The sequence below is a fragment of the Niabella drilacis genome (genome assembly GCF_900101395.1).
Classification (GTDB): domain Bacteria; phylum Bacteroidota; class Bacteroidia; order Chitinophagales; family Chitinophagaceae; genus Niabella; species Niabella drilacis.
In genome coordinates, this window is the sequence record NZ_FMZO01000001.1 from 506,600 (window position 1) to 531,909 (window position 25,310).

Here is a 25,310-nt window from a genome sequence, read left to right on the forward strand (position 1 = left end):
AAAAAAAGCTCAGCATCTCTGCTGAACTTTTTTGTCGGGAAGACAGGATTCGAACCTGCGACCCCCTGGTCCCAAACCAGGTGCGCTACCGGCCTGCGCTACTTCCCGTGCGGATACCCAAAGCGGCTGCAAATGTAAGGGAATATTTGCAAAAAAGTAAAAATATTTATAAAAACAAAGATGTCAGCCCTCCAGTATTGTTCTTTTTTCCAGCAGTCTTTCCAGCAAGGTCAGTTGGTTTTGTGCCCGCACAAAGTTGTGCCCCTCGTATTTAGCACCATAGTACTGGTCATCGTTTAAGTGGTCTGTCATAAACCGCAGCGCCTGCATATAGATCATGAATAGCCCGGCATAGAAAAAATGTTTTTTCTCAGTAACCGTCAGCTCACCCTGCATCTCTTCCAGATACCCCCTCATGATGGCATTGTAGTAGTCTTCGCGGACAAGGATCCTGCTGAAATCGCGCTCTTCTTCGCTTACCGGACACAAATAGGTGCGCATCATATCTCCTACATCGCTGATGAAATAACCCGGCATTACCGTGTCCAGGTCTATTACACACAATCCTTTATTCTGCTTATCAAAAAGAACATTACTGATCTTGGTGTCGTGATGGGTAACCCGTTGTTTAAAATCCGGATCCTTCCGGATTTCCCGGAACTGGTCAACAATGGTTGAATGGGTTTTCAATGCATGGATCACTGATGCCGTTTCTGCTATGCGCTGCGGATTGCCCTGCTCCAGCGCTTCCAGGAATTGCTCATAGCGAAGTGAAAGATCATGGAACGATGGCAACGTGATCTTTAATGAATCTACACTGATCCCTGATAAGGTCCTGGTGAACCTTCCAAACTGTTTTGCCGCTTCATAAGCCTGCTGGGGCTCTTCAACTACATCAATAGAGTGGCTTCCCTTTACAAAGGGGAACATCCGGTAGTAACCATCGCCTTCGATATGCAACATTGCATCGCCGGACACTGTTTTCACCGGTGATACAAAAAAATATCCGTTGCCCCGGTTCTTCAGGTAGGTATCTATTAAAGCGATGTTCCAGGCGATTGCTTCCGGCTGGCGGAACACGTTCTGGTTTACCTTTTGTAAAATAAATTGCTCATCCCCATTGCAGAGCACCCATGTATGATTAATCAGCCCACTGCCAAAAGATGCTATTGAACACTGATCTTCCCGTAATCCATAACCGGCAAGTACTTTATCCATAATTCGGTTTAAAGGGATAAATGTATAAAATAATGCGTAAGTTTTTTTTCAAAAGCCGGTGCAAACGATTGCCCATCAACAGACTTTATGAGTTATAGACCAGTGCAACAGGGATTTCTTTGTGCACAAAGGCCTTTGCAGCAGCAGCATCATCGGTTTTGTTCTGTAAAATCTCCATCAGCATTTTCATGGCTGCTTCACCCTGGCTGTAAGGGAACTGGTCCACAGATACAACCGGGGGATAAGCGGTATGCTTATTTACTGAAATATTTGCATAACTGGCAAAAAGGATGTCCTCATTGATCCTGACATGCGCTTTTAATGCATATTTTACGGCATCCATATGCACATAATCATTAAAGCTGATGATCGCGTCCGGCGGCTTTTTGAGCCCCAGTAAGCGGGCTATGGCTTTATGGGTTCCCTCTTCGGAAAAATCGGTCTGCTCTACCATTTGCATATCTACCTTCAGTTTTCTCCTGGAGATCCCTTCTATATACCCGTCCAGCCGTTCTTTAGAAGCAATAATAGCTCCGGGACCATTAATAAAAGCAATCCGTTTCCGGTCCTGTTTAAACAGCCATTCGATCATATCCACGGTTCCCTCAAATAAATTGCAGTAAACCTTATTCACATTTGCCTGTGAAGGAACCCGGTCAAAATAGACTACGGGAATATTATAAGCATCCAGTGTCTTCAGGTGATCGCTTTTATTGGTTTCTTTCGACAGGGAAATGATCAGCCCGTCCACCCGCTGGTTTCTCATAGCTTCTACAACCTGGCGTTCCTTATCGATCCGGTCATGACTCTGGCCGAACAGGATCGTATATCCATTTTCCAGCGCCACGTCTTCAATGCCGCTGATCCCCTTTGAAAAAAAATCCTCATAAATATGTGGAACGATCACGCCAATGACATAGCTTCTCTTCTGTTTGAAAAAAATGGCTTTGGAATTGGGTTCATAGTTCAGCGCCCTGGCCAGTTCCTTTACCGCTTCTTTCGTCTTTGTGCTGATCCGTGGATGATCGCTCAATGCTCTTGATACAGTGGACACAGAAACGTTTAGCCTCCTGGCGATTTCCTTTATTGTTGGTATTGACTCACTCACGATGCTAATATATGCAGTTTAAAGATAACAATTATTTTTATAAGTTGTCTTTTGGCTTGCCAGGGTACACGCATCTGAATTGGGGGAAAAGGGCGCACCGGGAGCATTTTCAGGCATTGCAAGAGCCCCGTGTTTATGCAAGGGATTAAAGAGAAAACCCCGGCTCCTGCAGGAGCCGGGGTGATCAGGACCGCACATTGCTATAAACGCGCTGCTCCTCCGGAGCTGGTCAATGCTGAAATTAAATGGGTTTGCCCTGTGTTAGCCGGCGGGCAGAGCGCCCTTGCAAAAGAGCGGGGGCATACAAAGGACCGGCTGGTCTTCTGTAAAAATTTAAAGCCGGGAGCCTGCCGCTGATAAAAGCTGCATGTTGTTGGCCCCGGAGTTTATTTTAATAAAAATACCCCGTAAATTGCCGGCGCAGTAAAGGAATGGTACCTTCCCGCGGGCGGGAAAAGACCTGCCGGTGGCTGCAGTCGCCAATTTTGCTGATGAAAATTCATGAACCATGAAGTACAGATCGATTGCATTGCTGATCTTATTGCTGAACTTTTTAGGGGTGGCAAACACTGAGGCCGGGAGCATCTTCCGCCCGCAAGTGTATACTGCTGATATATGTGTCTATGGTGGTACCGCTGCGGGTGTTATCGCCGCATATACCGCTGCCCGGTGTGGCAATACGGTGTTGCTATTGGAGCCGGGAAATTGGATCGGTGGCTTAACCACGGGCGGCCTCGGTCAGACGGATGCTGGTATAAAGGAGGCGATCACCGGCTTTTCCCGGCAATTTTACCAGAGGGTAGCTCAGAAATATCAAAAGGAGGGCGTGCAATGGACATTTGAACCGCGGGTTGCATCAGACGTAATGAATGATTTTATAAGGGAGGGCAAAATTAAGGTGTTGATGCAAATGCAGGTTGCGGCATTGACCAGGAAAGGAACTGTAATAACGGAGGCCCGCTTTTCCCTGCCAGGGCGGGGAACGAAACCGCAGATCATAGTACGGGCCAAACAATTCCTGGATTGCACCTATGAAGGCGACCTGATGGCAAAGGCCGGGGTTTCTTATTTTATGGGCCGCGAAGATAATGCTGTGTATAGTGAAACGTTGAATGGGTTCCAATTGCCGGAGTACCACAATCGATCGGGGTATCATCAGTTCCCGGATGGGATCAGCCCTTACAGGATACCCGGAGATGCGCAGAGTGGCTTGCGGCAATGGCTGCTTCTATGGCCATAAAGCAGAACCTACCCGTTCAGAAGATCGATGTGCAGGGGCTTAGGCGCTGGCTCCGGGATGATCCTTATTTGGAAAAGGGCAGAAGATGAGCCCCCGGAGGGCCTGGAATAACGGGGACAGCTCGGCGTGTAACTGACAGCAAAGGGGGACTGATCCTATTTGAAATCTAAGGTTTAATGTCTTTCTTTATAAAACGACATTCATGAAAAGAAGAAATTTTATCAGATCAATGGCCATAAGTGGGGGCGCCGTTGTATGCGGGGGGATTTCAGGACTGAAACCACCGGGCCCGGCAGGGGCTATGCGGACTGCTGATATCATCATTTATGGAGGCACGTCTGCGGCAGTTATGGCAGCTGTAAAAGCAAAACAACTGGGGCGATCTGTAATGATCGTTTGCCCGGAACTGCATTTAGGCGGCATAACATCCAGCGGGCTGGGGTTTACAGACACCGGGAATAAAGCAGTGATCGGCGGCTTGGCAAGGGAGTTTTATCACCGGATCTATCTGCATTATGAAGACCCCCGGTCCTGGCAATGGCAAAAAAAGGAAGCTTACGGAAACAAGGGACAGGGCACGCCGGCTATTGATGGTGCTAACAGGACCATGTGGATCTTTGAGCCCCACGCGGCGGAGCAGGTGTTTGAGAAACTTATTAAAGAGCATAATATAACCGTATTCAGGAATGAGTGGCTGGACCGGTCCTCCGGTGTCCGGCTCAGGAATGAACGGATCGCTTCCATCAGTACGCTGAAGGGGACCCTGTATACCGGTAAGATGTTTATCGATGCTACTTACGAAGGGGACCTGATGGCAGCAGCCGGCGTCAGCTTTACAACCGGAAGAGAATCTGCTGCAACCTATGGCGAAAAATGGGCGGGTGTGCTTACCGGTGTGTTCCATCACGGGCATCATTTCAAATCCCGGGTTGACCCCTATAAGATCCCCGGTAAGCCGTCCAGCGGCCTTCTGGCGGGCATTTCGGGGACGGCGCCCGGCGTATATGGTGCAGGAGATAAAAAGGTGCAGGCCTATTGTTACCGGATGTGTTTCTCGTCGCACCCGGAAAATAAAGTAGCATTTTCTCAGCCGCGGGGCTATGACCCGGAGCAGTATGAGCTCCTGGTACGCGTCTTTAACAGCGGGTGGCGCGAGTTGTTCCAGAAATTTGATCCGGTCCCGAATTTTAAAACGGATACCAATAATCATGGACCGTTCAGCACCGATTATATTGGTATGAATTACCGGTATCCTGAAGCGTCCTATGCGCTGCGCAAACAAATTACAGATGCCCACCGGCGCTACCAGCAGGGATTGTTTTATTTTATGGCCACCGACCCGCGTATACCCGGCGAGGTACAGCAGGAATTTAATAAGTGGGGACTGGCCAAAGATGAGTTTGCAGATAATGAAAACTGGCCTTTTCAGCTTTATGTAAGGGAGGCCCGGCGGATGGTAAGCGATTTTGTGATGACCGGTCATGAAATTCTCGGGGCGCGGGCTGTTCCGGACCCTGTTGGAATGGGCTCTTATACACTGGACTCGCACAATGTTCAGCGCTATGTGACCAGCGAAGGGTTTGTTCAGAATGAGGGCGATTTTGGTGTACATGTTTCTGAGCCGTACCCGATCTCTTACCGATCTATCGTACCCAAAGCTTCCGAATGCCAGAATTTGCTGGTGCCGGTTTGTTTATCCAGCTCGCATGTAGCCTATGGTTCTATCCGGATGGAGCCGGTGTTTATGATCCTCGCAGAATCGGCTGCTACAGCCGCAGTAATGGCCATCGATAATAAAACAAGCGTACAGCAGGTAGACTATGCCGCGCTGAAAAATAATCTGGTAAAACAGGAGCAGAAAATAGATGCATGAGCAGCGCAGCAAGTGCTTCCGGGGGCTGATGTACCAGCTGCTAACAAAAACGGCAGGACTGTTTTTTGAAGGGGGCGCTTCCCGGGGAAAGGTGCAGGACAAACGGATCTGAATGGGTGGAAAAGAGCGCACCTGGAGCATTTTCAGGCACTGTAAGTGCTAAAGAGGAAACCCCGGCTCTTAAAGGAGCCGTGTAAAATTTCAGGTCAAGCAAACACGGGGCTCCTCCGGAACTGGGCAATGCTGAAATTAAATGCGTTTGTCCCGGAGAAAGGTGGAGTGTATCATGGGGAATTGGAAGTTTCTTTTATATTTGGAAACCTGTTGTAATCAATAATGGCAGCGCGCCCGGGCTTTAACACATTGTGGGGAAAGAACGGCCTTAAATAAAAAAAATATGGCTCAGCATCATCATAAGATATCACGTCGCAAATTTATAAACCAGGGAGGGCTGGCCGGAACCGGCTTGCTGTTGTCGGCACAGGTGCCGGCATGGGCCGGGTTCCGGCAACCCGGCCCCCCCCTTCCCGTAAATGACAGCCATACGAAGCAGATGCAGGCCCTGTATGAAAGAGGAACGGTAACCACCTATCTCAAATCGAAAAATGAACTAAAGTACATCGGCATGCCGGTAGGTGGTATCAACGCAGGTGGTTTATACCTGGGTGGTGATGGACGGCTTTGGCTCTGGGACATATTTAACCTGAACCAGGAGGGCATTAACCCGGTGGATGTGCCCTGGAAGGATGCGGTACATGCCGGGAAAAAAATACGTTCGCGCGATGGCGGAAGTTATGTGGCCCCTCCCAGGGCTAATGAAGTGCGCCTGCTGGAGCAGGGCTTTGCCGTAAAGCTGGAACTGGGAGAAAAGACGGTGACCCGTTTCCTGGATGAAAGAGACTGGGACGAAATAAGTTTTGAATCAACCTACCCCGTTGCAACGATCACTTATACGGACAAGGCATTACCGGTGCAGGTAGTGATGCAGGCCTACAGCCCCTTTATACCGCTGGATGTGGACCGCTCGGGTATACCAGCGTCTGTTTTCAATATTGAGATCAGGAATACCGGCGTCCGGCCGGTTAAAGCAACTATTACCGGATGGCTCGAAAACAAGGCGGCTCCTTATACCGGGCCTGTGAACCGGCTGGAGCGAAAGAGCACAGCGTTTCATGAGCAGCAGCTTATTGGGATCGATTATACGCTTGAAAAATCGGCCTTTGGTAACCAGCAGGCAGATAAAAGTTTTGATTTTGGTACGCTCTGTGTGGCCGCCATCAATGAGAACGCGGTCACTAATGTGGATGTGGAAGAACCCTACGGGGCGGCATTGTTTGCTGCCGGCGCGGAGCAGGAAATATTGAAAGCGGCTCAGCAAAAATTGATTGGTGCAGTGCTTTCTCCTGTAGAAGTGGGAGCTGGTCAATCTGCAGCGGTGCCTTATGTGATCAGCTGGCATAGCCCCAACCTGGTGATCGATGACGGAAAAGTGCTGCCGGAAGCTGATCGGGGCCGTTACTATGATAACCGGTTTAAAAATGCCCGGGAAGTGGCCGGTTATGTAGCAGCCAATTTTAAAGAATTGTCAGACCTTACGATGCTCTGGAAAACCACCTGGTATGATTCCTCTTTGCCCTACTGGTTCCTGGAGCGTACGTTCATCAATGTATCCGCTTTGGCTTCCACCACCTCGCATCGCTTTAAATCAGGGCGTTACTGGGCATGGGAAGGGGTGGGGGCCTGCCAGGGCAACTGCACACACGTGTGGCAATACGCGCAGGGCACCGGGAGGATCTTTCCGGCGATGGAACGGGATAACCGGGAGCGGGTCGACCTTGGGGTATCATTACAGGAAAACGGAGGGATCTGGTTCCGCGGGGAATATGACAAACGCCCGGCCATTGATGGGCAGGCGGGCCGTGTGCTGGGCTGCTACCGGGAGCACCAGATGAGCGCAGACCAGGGATTCCTGCAGCGGAACTGGAATAAAATAAAAAGGGCCACACAATTCATCATGGACCAGGATAAAAATAAGGACGGTATGGTGGATACGCCGCTTGAGAACACCCTGGACGCCATATGGGATGGTGAAATTGCCTGGATCGTCGGGCTGTGTATTGCCGCGGTGAAGGCCGGTGAGCAGATGGCGGAAGAAGCCGGGGACGCTGCCTTTGCTGCTGTTTGCCGTGAATATGTCCGCAAGGGAACCCGGAACATGCAGGATCATCTCTTCAACGGGGAATACTTTATCCACCGCCCGGACCCTGTAAAAGGCAGAAAAAATGTGGGCTCTTACAATACCTGTCATATTGATCAGGTATTCGGCCAAAGCTGGGCCTTCCAGGTAGGGTTGGGACGTGTAACAGATCCGCAGCAGAGCCGGTCGGCGCTCCGGTCATTATGGAAATATAATTTTGTAAAGGACATGGGCCGGTATGCCGAAACGCATAAAGGAGGGAGACCTTACGCATTATCGGGAGAGTCCGGTATGGTAATGAATACGAATCCGAAAAATGAGCCCCAACCCTATGGAGAAAATGCAGCCTGGCAGATGGGATACTTTCATGAATGTATGTCGGGTTTTGAACACCAGGTGGCCAGTCATATGATGGCGGAGGGTATGACGGATGAGGCCCTCATGCTTACAAGGGCCATCCACGACCGGTATCACGCCGCAAAACGCAATCCCTTTAATGAAATTGAATGCAGCGACCATTACGGGAGGGCTATGGCCAGCTATGGTACTTTTATCACTGCCTGTGGTTTTGAATACCACGGTCCCCGGGGGTATATCCGCTTTGCCCCCAAATGGGATAAAGAAAATTTTAAAGGGCCTTTTACTGCTGCCGAGGGCTGGGGCACTTATACCCAGAAAACGGAAAAAGGAACGCAAACCATAACGGTGGATATAAAATACGGGGTACTGCAGCTGAACCAGTTGAGCCTGGAGAAGACCGCAGGCCTCAGGAAGGGAAAGGTTTCCGCCGCTGTCGGGGAGCGACAGATCGCCGTAAAAACAGTGGCAAAAGGGGCGGAACTTCGGATCCTGTTCACAGGACCGTTACGGCTTCAGCCGGGGGAATCTTTAACCATTGTTATGGGTGCATAGTACCGGAGGCGCTTCCGGCGAAATTTCATATATGGGGCTGGAAGAGGGCTGCACATAGGGTCAGGTCCGTCATGGAACGGGAATGCCGATGTGTGCTGTTTTTTATTTACCGGTATTCTCAAAAGATAATTTAAGAAAATCGTAACTTTACCGTGTAAGCCCTTTCGTAAGCCATCTTGTACAGTAAAGACCGGTCCGGTGCCCTGCGGTGCTGCCTCCTGTTCCTGATGCAATGATAACCATAAAAACAGACTTATGACATTGAACCAATTTCTGGCAGCAGATAAAACGGAGCAAATGAATGCCTTTTGGCGAACGATCTTTATTTCAGAGAGAACGGATTCAGAATTTACTTATTCGCTTTATGCCCTTTTCGATTTTTATGTGGAAGTAAAAGTTTCTATTAAGGACCAGAAAGTATGCCGGTTTGAGTGCTTTAAGCAGCCCCAGACCCGTTACGAAGTTATATAATCCACAGGCGGTCGTGGCAGAAATAATAAAAATAGCCCTAAAGGATACCGGTAAGCAGGGTGCCTCTAAAAAGATAGTACAGATTGTTTTGGTCCGGACCTGATGTAATTGTATATTCGACAATTAACGGTTGCGCTTGTTGGTCGCAGGGAGATGGGAATAAGACCCCGAGTCATTACTGTGTGCACCTAATGCAATTCAGCCGGCATATTTTAATAAAAGTATTAATGAAACAGATTCGTAATTACCGGCAGGTCCTGTGGGGCTGCAGTTTCTTTTTAATGGGTGCCTGCAGCAGCCCGAAGCACCTGGAAAAGGAGGGGTACCGGCTGGTTTGGGCGGATGAATTCAACAAACCGGGCAGGGTGGATACTTCGGTTTGGCGTTTTGAGAAGGGATTTGAAAGGAATCATGAGCTGCAATGGTACCAGGAGGAAAATGCCTGGTGCGAGAACGGCCTGCTGGTGATCGAAGCGCGGAAGGAGGTAAAGCCCAACCCACGGTACAGGGCGGGAAGCAATGAGTGGAGAGACCAGCGGCAGCATATTGAATACACATCCTCCAGCATTAATACAAGGGGCACAAAGAGCTGGCAATATGGCCGTTTTGTGATGCGGGCAAAGATCCGGACGGAAAATGGACTCTGGCCTGCATTCTGGACGCTTGGGGCGAGGAAACCATGGCCTTCCAACGGCGAAATAGATATTATGGAATACTACCGGGGCGATCTGCTGGCCAATATCGCCGGCGGAACAGCCGAGCGCAATAAAGCAAAGTGGTTTACCGTAAAAAAGCCGGTGGCTTCCTTTGGTGACAAAAACTGGAGTGAAAAATTCCATATCTGGCGGATGGATTGGGATGAAAAGGAAATCCGGTTATATGTAGACGACCTGCTCATGAACCGGGTATCGCTGGATCAGCTGGTCAACCCGGACGGCTTTAATCCCTTTAAGCAGCCGCATTATATCCTGCTCGATCTGGCCATTGGCGGCGATAATGGCGGAGATCCTTCGCTTACTGTTTTTCCAAACCGGTACCTGGTCGATTATGTACGCGTATATCAAAAATAAACTGGTGCAATTCCGGATCCACAACGCTCAATTCCCGATCCTCTGAATCTGATAGTTAAAAGCTGAGACCCCGGGCGAAAAATAAAAAAGGGACTACATTTGCTGCTTCGGACTCCGATATAAAAACAGTTGAATGAAGATCAGAAAGTTTACGGTACTGGCAATGTTTTGTTTTGCTGCAGGTAGTGCCTTTAGCCAGGAGGCAAAAGATGTGGACAGCCGGCGGATGCAATGGGTGCAGTTGCTGGATAAAGTAGTGCGGCCGGTTTTTACAAATATGGCGGCAGATCAACTGCGGAAGAACATGCCGAAAGAGATCTCGCCGGTAAGCGATAACCCGGAGGTTAGGATCAAAGCCCAGTACCTGGAAGCACTCGGGCGTGCATTCAGCGGCATTGCTCCCTGGCTGAACGGGGAAGGCGGCCCGGCGGCAGAAAAGAAGCTGCGGGATCAGTACCGCGCACTGGTGATTGCCTCCATCCGGAATGCGACCGACAGTACCAAAAACGACTATGTATTATGGAAGGGCGCGCAGCCGCTGGTTGACGCTTCTTTCTTTGCGCTGGGTCTGGTACGGGCCCCCTGGATCTGGGAGCATCTCGGCAGTAAAACACAGCAGGACGTTGTCTATTGCCTTAATCAAACACGCCGTACAGTTCCCGGGTATAATAACTGGATCCTGTTCTCAGGAATGATCGAAGCGTTCTTCCTAAAATACGGGTATGATTATAACCCGATGACCATCGAATATGGAGTGCGTACGTTCATGTACCAGTGGTATACCGGCGATGGGTTGTTCAGTGATGGGGAACATTTTCATAATGATTATTACAACAGCTACGTGATCCAGCCCTATTTGCGGGAGATCCTGGATATCGTATGGCAAAAGACCGGCCGCTACAGGCAGGAGCGGGAACAGCTTTTGAAGATTAACGACCGGTATTCCGAGATACAGGAGCGCACGATTAATGCCGATGGCAGCTTCCCGGCCTACGGGCGGTCGATCGTATACCGGTCCGGAGCCTTTCATCATCTTGCCAATATGGCTTATAAAGCACAGTTGCCGGCATCCCTGGCACCATCTCAGGTGCGCGAGGCTTTGTTTGCTGTACTGCAGAAAACCCTTGTTTCCCCGGCAACCTATGATAAAAATGGCTGGATGGTGATTGGGCTGAATGGAAAGCAACCCGGCCTGGCCGATACATACAATAACCAGGGAAGCCTGTATCTGTGCACCGAAGCCCTGTTGCCGCTGGGGCTGGCGCCGGACACCCCTTTCTGGAAGGATGCCCCCCGGCCCTGGTCATCAAAAGCCATCTGGAACGGCGCCGATTTTCACGGGGACCATGCGATAGACTTAAAGTAGACCTCCTGATCCTGTGTTAAAATATAACGCAGAGCAGGGCAGCGTTTACCTGTCTGCGATCCCCGCAGCGCCCATCCCCGCCTGAATGGCTGAACCGGGCAGTTTTGGGAAGTGCGCACCAGCCGAAACGCCAAATGTGGACCAATAGGTAAAAGGCGCAGCGCGCCGCAGATCTTTGTAACCAGGAGCGCTCCCCGGCCGCCCCAGCCGCAGCGCGGCGGTCATCTTATACACCGGCGGTATCATGAATGCGCTATGACCGGTGCGCTGCACCTTCATCATCTGTCAGATGCGTGTACTCAAAGGATCAACATTGCGCAGTAGCTTTTTAGTCGTAAACCGAACTTAACGCATATACGGAGTTTCGGAGTTCAGATCTCAGAACAGTAGGCCCCCGGGTTACCGGCTGAATAGCTCTTTATCCGGAGGGGTTAAAAGATGCGGTAAATTCAATTATTAATTGTAACTTTAACAATTGTAAAATACGCTCTGACAAAGCGGGTCGAAACAGGTGTAGACAGGGGAGCGTGCATTGCTTGTAATATTCTGCATATGAAACAAAAACTGCAGATCCTCATTTTTCTGTTTTTAGCGCACCAGGGGATGGCGCAGGATAAAACCTTTATGATCCGTACCGGTGAGCCGGTGGCTACGGTATCAAAGACGATGTATGGTGTTTTTTTTGAAGACATCAATATGGGGGCCGATGGCGGTATTTATGCGGAACTCGTAAAGAACCGGTCATTTGAGTTTTTTAAACCGCTTATGGGCTGGAAGGTGGCGCAGGAGCCTTACAGGGAAGGTGCGGTGCTGGTGTTGAATCGCCGGGAGCAAAATACGGCTAACCCGCGCTTCATCCGGGTAACGCTTCCGGCTGGCAAACCGGGCAGTCTCTCGCTTACTAATGAAGGATTCAGGGGAATGGGGATCAAAAAGGATCTGCATTATGATTTTTCTTTTATGTATGCAAGCCGCGCCCCCGGTATAAGGCTCAGGGTCGCGTTGCGCGATCCGAAGGGGCAGATCATTGGCTCGGCAACAGTTACCCCGCAGGCGACGAACGGTGCCTGGAAAAAACAGGAAATACGGTTTACTGCAACAGAGACCGAGGAGAAAGCACAGCTGCAAATTTCCTTTGAAGGCAGCGGGGGGATCGACCTGGATATGATCTCCCTGTTCCCGGGGGATACCTGGAAGGGGCGAAAAGGCGGCATGCGTGCAGATATGGTGCAGATGCTGGCCGATATGAAGCCGGGATTCATCCGCTTCCCGGGTGGCTGTATCGTGGAGGGCTTCGATCTTTCGCAGCGCTATCAGTGGAAAAAAACGATCGGCCCCATCGAAGAGCGGCAGCTGTTGATCAACCGGTGGAATTTTGAGTTTGCCCACCGGCCTGCCCCGGATTATTTTCAAACATTCGGGCTGGGTTTCTTTGAATATTTCCAGTTGGCGGAAGACATCGGCGCAGAACCCCTGCCGATCCTTAACTGTGGCATGGCCTGCCAGTTCAATTCCGCAGAGCTGGTACCGCTGGATCAGCTGGATCCCTATATACAGGATGCCCTGGACCTGATCGAATTTGCAAATGGCCCTGTTACGTCCACCTGGGGAAAACTGCGGGCGGGAATGGGACACCCGGAGCCGTTTCATCTAAAGATGATGGGCGTAGGTAATGAGAACTGGGGCCCGCAATACCTGGAACGGCTGCAATTGTTCCAGAAGGCGATCAGGGCAAAGTATCCCGGTTTTAAGATCATTGCCAGCTCAGGAACGGATCCGGATGGCCCGCGTTTTGAGCTACTGAATAACGGGCTTCGTGCACTGAATACCGATTTTATTGACGAACATTACTACCGGCCCCCGCAATGGTTCTTTGGTAATACAAAGCGTTACGATCCTTATCCCCGCACGGGTACCAAAGTGTTTGCCGGGGAATATGCATCACACCCCGCAGGTGTGGCGCCGGAGAAAAAGAACAACTGGCTGGCGGCTTTGTCGGTGGCAGCCTTCCTCACAGGAGTGGAGCGTAATGCAGCTGTTGTGGAAATGGCGTCCTACGCACCGCTGTTTGCCCATACAGAAGGCTGGCAGTGGACCCCGGATCTGATCTGGGTCAACAACCTGAAAATTTTCGGTACCCCGGATTATTATGTACAAAAATTATATGCGCGCAATAAAGGCACAAAAGTAGTGCCCCTTACCATGAATAATGAGGTAGTAGCAGGACAGGACAGTTTATATGCGTCGGCGGTACTGGATGAGCCTGCGGGTGAGATCATCATTAAGATGGTAAATGCACTTGCGCAGGAGCAATCCGTCCGGTTGCAGCTGGACGGAAAGAAGAAACCGGCAGGAAGCGCAAAGCAGATCCGCCTGCAATCGGATGATCTGAACGGGATCAATTCGATCGAAGCTCCGCAAGCCATCGCCCCGCAGGAAACAGAGATCCGCCTGTCCGGGAAACGGCCCCGTGTTACATTGGCTCCGTATTCCTTTACTGTGCTCCGGATCCGGTATTCATGAAATGCCGGGCAATCATAGGCTCCCTGTTGATGTGTTTAGTGGTTGCTGCACAACCGGCAGGGACCCGGAGCGATACCTCCCTACCAACAAGACAACTGCAGGTACATGATCCGACATTGATCCGGGCAAAAGACCGCTATTACCTGTTTTGTACAGGCAGGGGGATCCGTGTTTTTTCTTCCGCTGATCTGAAAACCTGGAGGCAGGAAGAGCCGGTTTTTAAAACACCCCCGGCTTGGGCGGTAAAGGCGGTGCCGGGATATAACGGGCATACCTGGGCACCGGATATCAGTTTTCATAACGGGCGCTACTACCTGTATTATTCGGTTTCCCTGTTTGGAAAGAACCGTTCCTGTATCGGGCTGCTGACCAATAAGACCCTGGGTCCTCAGGATCCGGAATTCCGCTGGGAAGACCAGGGGATGGTGCTTCGGTCGGTTCCCGGTTATGATCCGTGGAATGCGATCGATCCGAATCTGATCATTGATGAAAAAGGATTGCCCTGGCTGAGCTTTGGTTCCTTCTGGAACGGGATCCAGATCCTGCAATTAGAGCGCAGCTATAAAAAACCGGTAGAGGGAACAACACCACAAACCATTGCCAGCCGCGTAAAGACCGCCGGCATCCCGGATGCCGGTGGCGCCATCGAAGCACCCTTTATTTTCCGGAAAGGGGCGTTCTACTACTTATTTGCGTCCTGGGATTATTGCTGTAAAGGCTGGGACAGTAACTACAAAGTAGTAACCGGACGCAGCCGGCAGATCGCCGGCCCATACCTGGATAAAGAGGGCCACCCGATGGCGCAGAATGGCGGGTCGGTATTTGTCCGGGGCGATGGCCGGGAATGGATGGGCATAGGGCATAATGCTGTTTTTACAGATACCGACGGAACCGAATATTTTGTTGCGCATGGGTACGATGGCTATGATAACGGGAAACCAAAATTGCTGATAAGAAAGATCCGCTGGGACGCGGCAGGGTGGCCCTGCCTGGATGCATCTTCGGAGTGAGAAAGGAAAGACCGGTGAAAGAAATATTTTGAAAAATAAATGTTATTTTGACAATTAATTTATTTTTTTTATATTCGTGCAAACGTTTGCAAAAAGCAGTACCCGGTACAACGCTGCTATGTGAAATAGGGGGTAACTGCAAATAAGGATTGTTTGGTAAAATCAATTTATTAACAATGGTACGGGACAGGGAAAAAAAGCAGGAAGAAGACCGCACGGTTTTTGAAGCGCCCGGTCAAATTGCTGTAACTGCTGCACCCGGCATATGGAGATGCAAAGGCCCGGGTTGATCCTGGGTGATGGCCTGAAAAGGGGCCAGTCACGGAGTGGTGCCGGATTTTTTGTAATGCATTAAGGCGGGCAGGGGCTATGTGCGCTATACTTCGGAGCAGATCCGGGGATGGAAGATGCATGCCGGATATTATAATTGTATAAATGACAAATAATAATCGGTTATCGGCGGAAATGATCACAGATTCAAATCACAAATAGTAATTGCCATAGATTATGAGAAAACAATTTTTTAAAACAGGGTCCAAAATGGTCCTTACAATGCTCGCATTTTTCGCAGCAGCCTGTTCGTTTGCCCAAACAGGGGTTGTGGTAAAAGGAACGGTTACGGACAGCCTGGGACTAGGACTGGCCAATGTAACGGTAAGGGCCGTCGGAACGGGGCAGCAGGTAAATGCCGATAGCGCCGGCCATTTTCAATTATCGGTTCCGGGTAAAGAAATACTGGAGTTGACATCCGTGGGATTTAAGATCACCCAGCTGCGCGTGGCAGATTACCCGACGGATACCGGGGGCGTGGTGCGGCTGCGGGCGGTTTTGCCGCGGGAGAATGCGGCAATGGATGAGGTGGTGGTGGTGGGTTTTGGTACCCAGCGCAAAAAAAGCATGGTAAGCTCCGTTACTTCTGTAAATGTGGAAGAATTGCGGGTGCCCACCGGCAATATTACCAATGCGCTGGCCGGCCGCGTAGCCGGTATGATCTCTTTTCAGACCAGCGGAGAGCCCGGTCTGGGAACGGATAACTCGCAATTCTTTATCCGGGGACTTTCCACTTTTGGTACCGGAAAGCAGGATCCGCTGATCCTGATTGACGGAGTGGAATCAACACCCACCGACATGGCCCGGATACAGCCGGATGATATCTCTGATTTTTCGGTGTTAAAAGATGCAGCAGCTTCGGCGGTTTATGGAGCGCGTGGCGCCAACGGGGTGGTGCTGATCAATACCCGGTCCGGCAAATCCGGGGTAACAAAATTTGATCTCCGGTCAGAAACGCGCATTTCCTCCAATACGAAGAACTTCAATTTTGCCGATAATATCACCTATATGAACCTTGCCAATGAGGCTACTGTAACGCGGTCGCCCAATGCGGTGACACCCTATTCTGTTAACAAGATCAATCATACAATAGCCGGCGATGATCCCTATCTGTACCCGGATAATAACTGGATCGATATGCTGATCAAAAAGCACACGATCAACCAGAGTTATAACCTGGGACTGTCGGGCGGTACCCCCAAGGCCCGGTATTATGTAGCCGGCTGGTACCAGGTCAATAACGGGAACCTGAAAGTAGATCCGGTAAATGACTTCAACAATAACATTAAGTTGCAAAGCTATTCCCTGCGGTCGAATATTAATCTGAACCTGACAAGTACAACCGAACTGATCGTACGTTTATACGGACAGTTTGATGATTATAAAGGGCCGATCGGAGGTGGTGCTGCAACCTATAATAATGCCATCTGGAGCAACCCGGTAATGTTTCCGGCGGTGTATCCTGCAAGCATGCTCCCGTATATTGAGCACCCGCTTTTTGGTTCTGCAAGAACTTATTCATCAGACGGGAACCTTACCAATACGCTCTACGTGAACCCGTATGCGGAAATGGTAAAAGGCTATTCGGTTACCAAAACCTCCAACCTGATGCCGCAGCTGGAGCTAAAACAAAATTTAAAATTTGTTACGCCGGGGTTAAGTTTCCGGGGCATGGCCTATGTACGGCGCACTTCTTCCTTTATTGTAAACCGGAGTTATAATCCCTTTTATTATGAGCCGGTAGTGAATCCGCTGGACCAAACCTACCAGTTAAAGGTGTTGAACGATGGTACTACCGGATCGGTGGGAACCGTAGGCTCTGAAACCCTGGGCTATGCCGAATCCGGGAAAGATGTGAATTCGATGATCTGGGCACAGGGTGCGCTCGACTATACCCGCCGGTTTGCCAGGCATGACATAGGCGGTATGCTCATCAGCTATTTGTCCAGCTATGAAACCGGTAACGGCGGAAATGTTACCGCCTCGTTGCCACAGCGCAACACGGGGATTTCCGGCCGGTTTACCTATGGTTATGACGATCGGTATATGGCAGAGTTCAATTTTGGCTACAATGCATCGGAACGTTTTGCCGCCAGCAGCCGCTGGGGATTCTTCCCCTCAGGTGGGGTGGCCTATCGTATCTCGAATGAAAAATTCTTTCAGCCGTTGCTGAATACGATCAACACCCTGAAATTCCGGTTTACTTACGGCCTTGTGGGGAATGATCAGATCGGCAATACAAATGATCGCTTCTTCTATCTCTCCAACCTGAGTTTGAATGATCCTGTTTTTGGGGCCAGCTTTGGCCGGAATGAGGGTGGGGGTGTTTATTCCAGGCCGGGCGTATCTATTGCCCGTTATGCCAATAATAAAATAAGCTGGGAACGCTCCAAACAAATAAACCTGGGGATGGATCTGACGATGTTTGATGCGCTGGATTTAACGGTAGATGTATTTAAACAGTATCGGGCCAATATTTTAATGCCGCGTACCTATGTGGAAAATGCTGCAGGTTTTATGGCAATTCCCATATCCAACTACGGGAAAGCAGAAAGCCAGGGCATGGATATAGCGCTCTCGTTCCGCAAAAACGTTAACAGGAATCTCAACATTAACACTCGGGGAACTTTTACCTATGCCACCGGGAAAAGAACGGTTGTAGATGAACTTCATTACGACCAGAGCATGGCCTATAAATCCCTGGTAGGGCAGCCATTGGCACAGCGCTGGGGACTGATAGCAGAGCGCCTTTTTGTAGATAAGAATGAAGTGGCCAATGCACCACTGCAATATGGCGACGCGGGTTTGCTGGCGGGAGACATTAAATACCGGGATGTCAACAATGATGGTGTCATCAACGATGATGATATGGTGCCCATAGGATATCCCACTGTACCGGAAATTATTTATGGCTTTGGATCCACACTCCGGTATAAAAGTATTGATTTAGGGTTTTACTTCCAGGGATCCGCCAGGTCCTCCTTTTTTATCAATCCACAGAATATACAGCCTTTTTTCAGGAACGGCGGTTATGAGAACGGGTTATTGAGTGCCATTGCAGAAAGCCACTGGTCGGAAGATAATCCTGACCTGTATGCCTTCTGGCCAAGGCTGAGCACCTGGAACGTGGAGTCCAACAACAAAAGCTCCACCTGGTGGATGCGCCAGGGGAATTTCCTGCGGTTAAAGAGCGTTGATGCGGGTTATACCTTCAATAATCTGAATCGGATAAGGGTAAACAGCGCCCGTATTTATTTTGCAGCCACCAACCTGGCGCTTTGGAGCAATTTTAAAATGTGGGATGTGGAAATGGGCGGCAATGGGCTGGGATATCCCATTCAATCGGTATACAGCTTTGGAGTACAGGTTAACTTTTAACAGGCAGCGCAATCAAGCTATTTATTACAAAAATGTGAATGATGAAAAGAATGCAATCATATAAAAAAACAAAGACTGCCGCAGCCAGTTTTCTCCTGGTACTGTTAGTGGCAGGGAGCATTTCCTGTAAGAAATTCCTGGACATTGTTCCGGATAACGTGGCTACGGTGGAGAGCGCTTTTAAGCTCCGCAAAGAAGCCGAAAAATATTTGTTTACCTGTTATTCCTACCTGCCCAGGAACGGCGATGGGTGGTTTAATGCAGCACTAACTGCCGCCGATGAGATCTGGTATCCGCAAAACGACCAGTCTACCTGGCATGCCGCCTTCCGCATTGCGCAGGGCCAGCAAAATAAGAGCACTCCCTATTTTGATGAATGGGCAGGGGAGCGAAAAGGAGGCTCCGGAGATACACGGGCAATTCCGCTTAAAATATGGCGGGGAATTAACCAGTGTAATATTTTTTTGGAGAATGTAAAGGACCTGGGAAAAGTGCGGGATATTGATCCCTTTGAGCGGGAGCGGTGGATCGGGGAGGCCGAGTTCCTGAAAGCCTATTATCATTACTATATGCTGCGGATGTACGGGCCCATACCCATCATGGATAAAAGTATTGACCTCGATGTCGAAAATATTTTTACAAAACGACAACCGGTAGATGCCTGTGTGGATTATATTTCGGCATTGCTGGATAGCGCCTATGAGAAACTCCCCATGAAGATTACCGATGAAAATAATGAAATGGGCCGCATCACACAGACTATCGCATTGGCAGTAAAAGCCAAGCTGCTGGTAATGGCTGCCAGCCCTTTATTTAACGGGAATCCCGATTTTGCCTCGTTTACTGATAAAGAAGGCACCCATCTTTTTAATGCTGTATATGACCCGCAAAAATGGGTAAGGGCGAGGGATGCCTGCAAGGCTGCTATTGACCTGGCAGCAATGAACGGGCATGAATTGTACACGTACAGGAACGATGTGTACAGTCTTAGCGATACGATGAAGATCCAGATGAACATCCGTAATGCCATTACTACCTGGTGGAACCCGGAGATCATTTGGGGAAACTCCAACAGTTATTTTAATAATGAATTTATGTGCGTGCCCCCGCTCGAAAGGGGAACCAATTTTGACCGGTTTAGTTTAAGAGGGCTTTGGGCTCCCCCGATGAAAATTGTAAAATTGTTTTATACCAGTAACGGGGTACCAATGGAGGAAGATAAGTCGCTCAATTTTACTAACTATACGGAGCTCCGGACTGCCACTGCCACCGACAAATATTATATCGAACCGAATTTTGTGACCGCCCGGCTGCATTTTGACCGGGAACCCCGTTTTTACGCGGATATCGGCTTTGACGGCGGCATCTTTTATATGCAGGACAGTCCCAGTGGAAGCGATGAAAATACCTACTACCTGAAGGCAAAGAACGTGGAGAATGCTGGCTACGGACATTTTCAGAACTACAGTGAAACCGGGTATTTCGTAAAGAAGCTGGCGAACTGGAGAAGTACCACCCGCGGGCAAACCAATCCTACCTGGCTGGGTTATCCCTGGCCCATGATACGCCTGGCTGACCTGTACCTGCTTTATGCCGAGGCATTGAATGAGACCGAAGGCGGTTCTGCCACGGCTATTGAATATGTTGATAAGGTAAGACGCCGGGCAGGCTTAAAAGGCGTGGTGGAATCCTGGACCAGCTACTCTAATAGCCCGGCAAAATTCACTACAAAAGAAGGGTTAAGACAAATTATTCAACGGGAGCGTTCCATTGAAATGCTTTTTGAAGGTGAGCGTCTTTGGGATCTGAAGCGTTGGAAACTGGCGGCTGAAGTGCTCAATGAAGACATTACCGGCTGGAATATTTTTGGAAAAACAGCGGCATCTTTTTACCAGGAGCGCTTTGTTTTTGATCAGACCTTCATCACCCCCCGGGATTATTTCTGGCCCATTGGTGATTACGATACCCGGAGAAATCCGCAGCTGGTAGAAAACCCAGGCTGGTAAGGCCGGGTATGTTGAAGAATCTTTTACCGCAATATTAAAAAATCGTCCCGCAAAGCGGGAGCAATAAAAGCAAACGGATGAAAACTGTATTTAATATATTTTTTTGGGGATTGGCAATGATCAGCCTGGCCTCCTGCAAACAGGACCTGGGCTGGCGGCAGCCCGTTGGGGAAAGTACTGATAAGCCGCAGCCGCTTTCAGATGTACGGGTAAAAAACCTGAATGGCAAGGTGGAAATATCCTATACGCTGCCCCGGGATCCCAATGTGTTGTATGTGGCTGCAAAGTATACGATGACGAATGGACAGCCTGCAGAAGTAAAATCGGCCTACTATTCCAATACCCTTACGGTTGTGGGGTTTGCGGATACCAGGGACTACAACGTGGCGCTTTATACGGTTAGCAGGGGTGGAATAAAATCGGACCCCGTATCTGTTACGGTGACCCCGTTGGAAGCGCCCATATGGCAGGTACTGGAAAGTATTAACGTGGTCAATGCATTTGGCGGGTACAACCTTACGGCTGTCAATCCCACAAAATCAGACATTTCTATATTGGTGCTCCGGCAAAATGAATTTAAAGAATGGGCCATTGACAACAATAAGAGCATTTATACCAATATCGATTCTGTTTTATCAAAAGTCCGGGCGCTGGATACTACAGAACATGTCTTTCCAATTGTGGTACGGGATCGCTGGGGCAATACAACCGATACTGTTTTCAAAAAAGTGAAACCCATGTTTGAAGCCGAGTTTCCCAAAAGTCTTTTCAGGGCCTTAGTACTGCCTGGTGATGCACCGCAGGTAACCAACGGCGCGCGGCTGGAATATGCCTGGGATAATAAGCTGGGCTGGCCCAATACCAGTTTTACCCTGCAAACAACGGGGGGCTCCGGCCCGCATACCATCAGCTTTGATATTGGCGTTACTGCCAAATTAAGCCGTATCTGGATAAGACCGTTCCCGGAAGGCACCCGGTACTATTTCCTTTCCACCATGAAACGTTTTGAGATATGGGGCTCCGCCAACCCAAGCCTTACAGGAGCTTTCGATAATACCTGGACTTTACTGGGCTCTTATGAGGTTGTGAAACCATCAGGCACCGCCTATGGCACGGACAGCCCCCTGGACCAGGAAACCGCAGCGGCAGGGTTCAACTGGGACATTGATTTAAACGCTCCCAAAGTCCGGTACATACGGATCCGGTGCCTTGAGAATTTTGCCGGAGGCACAGCCCAAAGTATTAATGAATTGAGTGTATTTGGAGATAACCGATAAGACATTCTGAAAAATAAAAAATATACGGATGAAAAATGTTCAATTAATAATCGTCCTGCTGCTTTCAACCGGCATCATCTGCTCCTGTTCGAAATGGGATGGGTTTAAAAAATATATCCAGGACGGGGAAATACTTTATACCGGGAAAATGGACTCGGTAAAAATTCATTCCGGCAAGGAGCGGATACAACTTTACGGCCTGCTAAAGTCAGACCCGAAGCTGAGTAAAATTGTTATCTCCTGGGATAATGGAGCCGACTCGGCGGCATATGATTATGTCAAACAGTACGCCGGCATCGACACCTTTATACGAATCATTCCCGTAAGTGAGGGCGTAAAGAGTTTTAAGGTCATTACCTATGACGGAGCAGGCAATAAATCGGTAGATGTTTTTGCCATCGGCACTTCCTATGGAGATGGTTTCCGCAAAAGAATGGCGGACCGTCCCGTAACCTCATTAACTTACAGTGATGCCGGAACTACGGTCAACTGGGACGTGATGGATCTGAGTACAGGTCCTAAATATACCGAAGTGCAGTATAACGATAACGGGAGCACAAAGACGGTGACAGTTCCCATTACGGATGGGTCAACGTTGCTGCCTGGAGTAAAACTCGTGCCACCGCTTTATTACCGCACCATCTTCCGGCCGGATGCTACCTGTATTGATACCTTTGCGACGGCGCTGCAACCTCACAACGTGATTGCAGACGTAACGGGCCTGTATTTGTCAAATACTGGTCCCGGCTTTGCGCGGAACACGTTTGACGGAAGATGGGGGACATTAGCCCCCCCCTGGATCACCAATGCTGCAGCAAAAAACAAAGGCGGTGTCAATGGTGGTTATACTTCCGATTCCCGGTGGGGCTATTCCGGTCAGATCTGTTGGGAAACCTGGGGGAGTACACCCGTTGTCGATGGAAAGATCTACCAGGTTACATCGGCGCCCCTGCCTGCGGGAACTTATACCTTAAGTTTTCAGTATTATTCAGAGATCCAATCCAATTCGACCGTGCATTGTATTGTTGCAGAAGGCGGAGGCGGTATCCCGTCATTGCCGGGCCTTTCAACTGCCCTGGGATCTGCAGCGCTGTACAATGGAGTACCGGCAGGCGCTACGGCTCCCAGCATGGAAGAAACCAGGAGCATTGATTTTATACTGACAGAGCCCAAACTGATGTCGATCGGGTTCCTGGGTAATATTGTTGGCAACGGAAACCCCGGAAGCTATTTTGTGGTGCGGAACATCACACTGGTTAAAAAGTAATGAAGTGCAGGACCTGAAAAAGCACCGTTCGGTCGGGGCTGGCTTTGGATAATAATTGTAATGTTGACATTTTTTTGTAAATTGAGTGGGATTGCCCATTTTTGGCGACATGTCTGGTATATGAAGCGATTATTGTTAGTGATTTTTTGTGGGGTGGCAGCCCTTGTTTCGGGCGGCCAGGAACTGAAGGTAACGGGTCCGGACGGACGTTTGCAGGTGATGCTATCTGTTGCCAACGGGAGCCCGGTTTATAAAGTGACCTACAACGGCACTGTTTTCCTGGAGCCCTCACCGCTGGGGTTGCAAACCACGATAGGGGATTTTACCCATGACCTGGAACTATCGGCGCACCGCATTACAAAGATCACGGAAGATTACACGCTCAACCGGTCTAAACGGTCACAGGTGCATTATACAGCTAACGAGCTGGTAGCCACTTTTGTCAATGCAAAGAAACAGCTGGTAGATGTGATATTCCGTGTAAGCGATCATGACATCGCATTTTGTTATGCTCTTCCAAAGCAAAGCGGCAGGGCGGGTGTGGCGGTTTCGCAGGAGGCTACAGGGTTCCGCTTCCCGTTACAGACCACTACTTTTTTAACGCCGCAGAGTGATGCTATGACCGGATGGAAACGAACCAAGCCCAGTTATGAGGAGCCCTATAAGGCGGATGTGCCCATGGGTACTCCTTCGCAATATGGCAAGGGATATACCTTTCCCTGTTTGTTCAGGGTGGGGAATGCAGGCTGGGTGCTGGTGAGCGAAACGGGCGTAGACAGCCGGTACTGTGCGGCGCGGCTTAGCGAATACCGCTCCGGTGGATTGTACCAGATCGCCTTTCCGATGCCGGAAGAAAATGATGGAAACGGCACGGTAGCACCGGCCTTTGCATTGCCGGGCCATACACCCTGGCGCACCATCACTGTTGGTGAAACCTTAAAACCGATCGCAGAAACCACGGTTGCATGGGATGTGGTAAAACCGCTGTACGAAACAAGCCATAACTATACGTTTGGAAAGGGTGTCTGGAGCTGGATCCTCTGGCAGGATAACAGCATCCGCTACGAAGACCAGGTCCGGTATATTGATTTTGCAGCAGCCATGGGATACCGGTATGTGCTCATCGACAACTGGTGGGATAAGAATATCGGTCACAAACGAATGGAGACCCTGATCCGGTATGCCCAAAGCAAAAAGGTGGATGTTTTTCTCTGGTACAGCTCCAGCGGGTATTGGAATGATATTGAGCAGGGGCCTGTAAACCGGATGGATAACCCCATAATACGCAAACGCGAAATGAAATGGCTGCAGGAGCAGGGGGTAAAGGGCATCAAGGTTGACTTTTTTGGAGGCGATAAACAGGAAACGATGCGCCTGTATGAATCCATATTGAGCGATGCGGATGATCATGGGCTGATGGTGATCTTCCACGGTGCTACCCTGCCCCGGGGCTGGGAGCGGATGTATCCCAATTTTGCCGGAAGTGAAGCGGTACTGGCTTCTGAAAATATGGTGTTCACCCAGGCCGCCTGCGACCAGGAGGCATTCAATGCCTGTTTGCACCCGTTTATCCGCAATACGGTGGCGGCAATGGAGTTTGGCGGCTCATTTTTAAACAAGCGGCTCAACCGGAACAATGACGGCGGATCAGTACGGCGTACCACGGATGCGTTTCAGCTGGCGGTTTCGGTATTGTTTCAAAACCCTGTGCAGTTTTTTGCGTTGGCGCCCAATAATCTTACCGATGCGGAACCGCTGAGCCTCGATTTTATGAAACAGGTACCCACTACCTGGGATGAAACCCGCTATATCGATGGTTATCCCGGAAAATATGTGGTGCTGGCGCGCCGCCATGGCGATACCTGGTACGTGGCCGGTATCAATGCCCAAAAGCAGGAAGTAACACTAACGGTGGATCTGTCTGTGTTGGGTAACAAAAAAAATACGGCACAACTGATCGCGGATCGCAAAGACCGTTCCCCGGTGATGACAGACCTTCGGATCAGCGGTATGGTACAACTGGTGCTGCAGCCTGGTGGTGGTTTTGTGATCAAAAAATAAAGA

16 protein-coding genes and 1 tRNA gene are annotated in these 25,310 nt (G+C 49.8%); 13 read left to right on the forward strand and 4 right to left on the reverse strand.

Going from position 1 to position 25,310, the window contains the following annotated elements; all coding sequences use genetic code 11:
- Positions 1-34: 34 nt before the first annotated feature.
- The 3 genes from BLS44_RS02310 to BLS44_RS02320 form a co-directional block, all read right to left on the reverse strand.
- Positions 35-108: transfer RNA gene (locus BLS44_RS02310), tRNA-Pro, on the reverse strand.
- A 75-nt stretch (positions 109-183) separates the two neighbouring features.
- On the reverse strand, positions 184-1,218 hold the full coding sequence (locus BLS44_RS02315; protein WP_090388391.1) for a phosphotransferase enzyme family protein: 1,035 nt from the start codon (positions 1,216-1,218) through the stop codon (positions 184-186).
- A gap of 85 nt (positions 1,219-1,303) precedes the next feature.
- On the reverse strand, positions 1,304-2,272 hold the full coding sequence (locus tag BLS44_RS02320; RefSeq protein WP_245729070.1) for a LacI family DNA-binding transcriptional regulator: 969 nt from the start codon (positions 2,270-2,272) through the stop codon (positions 1,304-1,306).
- A 562-nt stretch (positions 2,273-2,834) separates the two neighbouring features.
- Between BLS44_RS02320 and BLS44_RS02330 the strand changes: the two genes are divergently transcribed.
- The 6 genes from BLS44_RS02330 (at position 2,835) to BLS44_RS02355 (ending at position 11,455) form a co-directional block, all read left to right on the forward strand.
- The gene (locus tag BLS44_RS02330; protein ID WP_090388393.1) at positions 2,835-3,566 is read left to right on the forward strand and encodes an FAD-dependent oxidoreductase; all 732 of its coding nucleotides are present in this window, start codon (positions 2,835-2,837) and stop codon (positions 3,564-3,566) included.
- 202 nt (positions 3,567-3,768) lie between these two features.
- The gene (locus BLS44_RS02335) at positions 3,769-5,439 is read left to right on the forward strand and encodes an FAD-dependent oxidoreductase (protein WP_090388394.1); all 1,671 of its coding nucleotides are present in this window, start codon (positions 3,769-3,771) and stop codon (positions 5,437-5,439) included.
- 397 nt (positions 5,440-5,836) lie between these two features.
- Positions 5,837-8,548, forward strand: coding sequence for a GH116 family glycosyl-hydrolase (locus tag BLS44_RS02340; RefSeq protein ID WP_090388395.1), 2,712 nt, complete (start codon positions 5,837-5,839; stop codon positions 8,546-8,548).
- A gap of 255 nt (positions 8,549-8,803) precedes the next feature.
- Positions 8,804-9,019 carry a hypothetical protein gene (locus tag BLS44_RS02345; RefSeq protein WP_090388396.1) on the forward strand — a complete coding sequence of 72 codons (216 nt, stop codon included), beginning with the start codon at positions 8,804-8,806 and terminating at the stop codon, positions 9,017-9,019.
- Between the two features lie 227 nt (positions 9,020-9,246).
- On the forward strand, positions 9,247-10,089 hold the full coding sequence (locus tag BLS44_RS02350; protein ID WP_090388397.1) for a glycoside hydrolase family 16 protein: 843 nt from the start codon (positions 9,247-9,249) through the stop codon (positions 10,087-10,089).
- A gap of 133 nt (positions 10,090-10,222) precedes the next feature.
- Positions 10,223-11,455, forward strand: a complete 1,233-nt coding sequence (locus BLS44_RS02355) for a DUF2264 domain-containing protein (RefSeq protein ID WP_245729071.1) — start codon at positions 10,223-10,225, stop codon at positions 11,453-11,455.
- Between the two features lie 45 nt (positions 11,456-11,500).
- Here the strand turns inward: BLS44_RS02355 and BLS44_RS02360 are convergent, their stop codons facing one another.
- Positions 11,501-11,737 (reverse strand): hypothetical protein, encoded by a 237-nt coding sequence (locus tag BLS44_RS02360; RefSeq protein ID WP_090388398.1) that lies wholly within the window; start codon positions 11,735-11,737, stop codon positions 11,501-11,503.
- Positions 11,738-12,007: 270 nt separating this feature from the next.
- Between BLS44_RS02360 and BLS44_RS02365 the strand changes: the two genes are divergently transcribed.
- The 7 genes from BLS44_RS02365 (at position 12,008) to BLS44_RS02395 (ending at position 25,307) form a co-directional block, all read left to right on the forward strand.
- On the forward strand, positions 12,008-13,978 hold the full coding sequence (locus tag BLS44_RS02365; protein ID WP_090388399.1) for an alpha-L-arabinofuranosidase C-terminal domain-containing protein: 1,971 nt from the start codon (positions 12,008-12,010) through the stop codon (positions 13,976-13,978).
- Entirely contained in the window at positions 13,975-14,988 is a 1,014-nt protein-coding gene (locus BLS44_RS02370; protein ID WP_218127674.1) for an arabinan endo-1,5-alpha-L-arabinosidase, read from the forward strand. The genes BLS44_RS02365 and BLS44_RS02370 overlap by 4 nt, the downstream gene beginning before the upstream one ends.
- A gap of 552 nt (positions 14,989-15,540) precedes the next feature.
- On the forward strand, positions 15,541-18,696 hold the full coding sequence (locus BLS44_RS02375; RefSeq protein WP_090388400.1) for a SusC/RagA family TonB-linked outer membrane protein: 3,156 nt from the start codon (positions 15,541-15,543) through the stop codon (positions 18,694-18,696).
- A 38-nt stretch (positions 18,697-18,734) separates the two neighbouring features.
- Entirely contained in the window at positions 18,735-20,702 is a 1,968-nt protein-coding gene (locus BLS44_RS02380; protein ID WP_218127675.1) for a RagB/SusD family nutrient uptake outer membrane protein, read from the forward strand.
- Positions 20,703-20,779: 77 nt separating this feature from the next.
- Positions 20,780-21,979, forward strand: a complete 1,200-nt coding sequence (locus tag BLS44_RS02385) for a DUF5000 domain-containing lipoprotein (protein ID WP_090388402.1) — start codon at positions 20,780-20,782, stop codon at positions 21,977-21,979.
- A 28-nt stretch (positions 21,980-22,007) separates the two neighbouring features.
- On the forward strand, positions 22,008-23,246 hold the full coding sequence (locus BLS44_RS02390; protein WP_090388403.1) for a DUF4998 domain-containing protein: 1,239 nt from the start codon (positions 22,008-22,010) through the stop codon (positions 23,244-23,246).
- 120 nt (positions 23,247-23,366) lie between these two features.
- A complete protein-coding gene (locus BLS44_RS02395) occupies positions 23,367-25,307 on the forward strand; it encodes a glycoside hydrolase family 97 protein (RefSeq protein WP_090388404.1) in 1,941 nt (646 codons plus the stop codon).
- Positions 25,308-25,310 lie beyond the last annotated feature (3 nt).